Below are 2,439 nucleotides of genomic sequence, written 5' to 3' on the forward strand. Positions count from 1 at the left end.
GCCCGCCCCGGCCGGCGTGCAGGCCGCGGCGCCCGCGTCGGCCGTCGAGCAGTTCATGGGCTTCGCCAAGCAGGAGCGCTTCACCGAAATGGGCTACCTGTTCGGCTCCGCCCGCGGCCCCCTGGCCGAGTCGCAGGCCCCGCAGCGGGTCGCCCGGCGCATGCAGGCCATCGCGCGAGTCATCCGCCACGACTCGTTTTCGCTCAGCGGCATGGTGCCCACGCCGGGCCGCCCCAACGCGCGCACCAACATGGTCGAGATGCGCCAGGGCCGCCGGACCGTGCAGGTGCCCTTCGTCGTGGTCCAGGGCCCCGGCGGCTCGTGGCTGGTGGAGCAGGTGGACCTGGAGGCCATCTCGCGCGAGCAGAGCCGCCGCAGCTGATCGGCACTCGAGGACGACGAACGGCGGCACGAGGGCGATGCTCTCGTGCCGCCGTTCGTCATCCTGCCTGCGGTCAATGGCCGCCGGCCTGCAGCAGCTCCGTGAGCACGCCGCCGGTGGACCTGGGGTGGATGAACGCCACCAGGTGCCCCGCGGCGCCGGACCGGGGCGCCTCGTCGATCAGCTGCCGGCCCTCCGCGCGGTAGCGGGCCAGCTCGGCGCCGAGGTCGGGGACGCGGTAGCACAGATGGTGCATGCCCGGGCCGCGCTTCGCCAGGAACCTGGCGACGGCCGAATCGTCGCGGGTGGGGGCCAGCAGCTCCAGGCGGCCCTCGCCGTTGCCCAGGAACACGACCTCCACCCCCTGGGATTCCACCCGCTCGCGGCCGTGCCCCTTGTGGCCGGTGATAGATTCGAAGACGGGGAGCGATTCGTCCAGCGAGTGCACCGCGATTCCCACGTGGTCCAGCGCCCGCTCGGTCAAGGAGACCTCCTGTGTCGGTTCAGGGTATGCGAAGTTCGTGATGACAGGCCAGCCGCTACACGATAGCGGCTGCGGCACCGGGCCCGCGAGGCCCATGAACGCGGAAGGAAGATTCAAATGGCTGATAGCGAAAACCTCGTGGAGATCACCGACGGCAACTTCCAGTCGGAGATCGCCGGCGCCGAAGGGCTTGCGATGGTCGACTTCTGGGCGGAGTGGTGCGCCCCCTGCCGCCTGATCGGCCCGTCGGTGGCCCAGCTGGCGGACCAGTACGCCGGCCAGGTGAAGGTGGGCAAGCTGGACGTGGACAACAACCAGCGCACCGCCGCGCAGTTCAACGTGCGCTCCATCCCCACCATCCTGTTCTTCAAGGACGGCCAGGTGGTGGACACCATCGTCGGCGCGCAGCCCAAGCAGATGCTGGAGCGCAAGCTCCAGGAGCACCTGGGCGCCTGAACGCTGAACGTGGAGAGGCCGGGGCCGCGCGCCCCGGCCTTTCTCGCATTCCGCCCCGCGGATTGCGGATTGCCATCCCCCGAAAACCTCGTCCGGCCGCACCCGATTGTGCCGCAACGACTTGCGCCCGGGCACGGAACGTGACCCGTTTCTCCCGTCCGATCCCTCTCCATCGGCCGGCTGAGCGCCCATGATCTACCGCTTTCCCGCGGATTCCGCGTACCTGCCGCGGACGAAGCTGTCCTACGTGAACCTTCCCGGCATCCTGAGCGACGGGAAGCGCGACCGCTCCGCGCGCGTGCCCGGCTACGTGGCCGTGCAGCTGGGCGAACGCTGCTTCCTGGTGTTCCTGCGCGGGGGCGAGCCGTTCTTCGCGGCCCGCATCCATCCCGGCGGTCGCGGGCCGGCGGCGCTTTCCGAGGTGCTGCGCCTGTGCGCCACGGAGAGCGAGCGCGGCGAAGGCGGGCAGATCGGCTACTACGGCGCCTCCGAAGACCAGCTGCGGGCGATGGCGTCCACCCTTTCCACCGACCCGCTCCCCTGGGCCGAGCCGCTGGATGCGTCCCGCCCCGAGCGGCTGTTCCCGCTGCTGCGCGAGCGGTCCTTTTCGGGCGTGCTGGAGCTGGCGGACGACGGGCGCCACCACTACCTGTCGTTCGACGACGGCGCGTTCCGCACTGGCTGGTTCAGCGAGCGCGACGCCACGGTGCCCATCCCCGACTTCCTGCGCACCGTCTTCGACGTGGGCGCCGGGCTGAAGGCCACGCTGTATCCCCGCCTCGCGGAGCTGCCGGTGCTGGCGGGTCCGGGATTCGTGGACCTGTACCGGCGGATGATCGGCGGCACGCTGCGCGAGGTGGCGCTGGCCACGGGGCGCGAGACCGCCCTGGCCATGCTGCAGCGCGGGCAGGGGCTGGCGGCCATGGAGCACCCGGTGGTCGCCGCGTTCGACATCACCCCCGAGGGGCGCGTGGCGGGCGATCCCGTCGCATCGCCCACGGCGCTGACGGACGGAGTGGCCGCCTGGCTGACGGAGGTGCTGATCTCCGCCTCCGACCACCACGGGGTGGACCCCGCCGCGCTGGTGGAGCGGGTGGCGCGCGACAGCCGGTTCGTG

Annotated in this window: 4 protein-coding genes; 3 read left to right on the forward strand and 1 reads right to left on the reverse strand. The window is 71.5% G+C overall.

The window, feature by feature from the left end; all coding sequences use genetic code 11:
• Positions 1–382: hypothetical protein (locus VIB55_RS06980; protein ID WP_331875951.1), on the forward strand; the 382-nt coding region annotated here is incomplete at its 5' end.
• 73 nt (positions 383–455) lie between these two features.
• Here the strand turns inward: VIB55_RS06980 and mce are convergent.
• Positions 456–866, reverse strand: coding sequence for a methylmalonyl-CoA epimerase (gene mce / locus VIB55_RS06985; protein WP_331875952.1), 411 nt, complete (start codon positions 864–866; stop codon positions 456–458).
• 117 nt (positions 867–983) lie between these two features.
• Here mce and trxA point away from each other — a divergent pair, with 117 nt between their 5' ends.
• Both trxA and VIB55_RS06995 read left to right on the forward strand, forming a co-directional pair.
• Positions 984–1,322: a thioredoxin gene (gene trxA, locus VIB55_RS06990; protein WP_331875953.1), complete on the forward strand. Its 339-nt coding sequence runs from the start codon at positions 984–986 to the stop codon at positions 1,320–1,322.
• A gap of 190 nt (positions 1,323–1,512) precedes the next feature.
• The coding region (locus tag VIB55_RS06995; RefSeq protein ID WP_331875954.1) for a hypothetical protein at positions 1,513–2,439 on the forward strand (927 nt) is incomplete at its 3' end.

Origin of the sequence: Longimicrobium sp. (assembly GCF_036554565.1) — a bacterium.
GTDB lineage: Bacteria > Gemmatimonadota > Gemmatimonadetes > Longimicrobiales > Longimicrobiaceae > Longimicrobium.

Bases quoted from the DNA above. Each gene is read 5' to 3' on its own strand.
- trxA (WP_331875953.1), top strand. From the start codon at position 984: ATGGCTGATAGCGAAAACCTCGTGGAGATCACCGACGGCAACTTCCAG.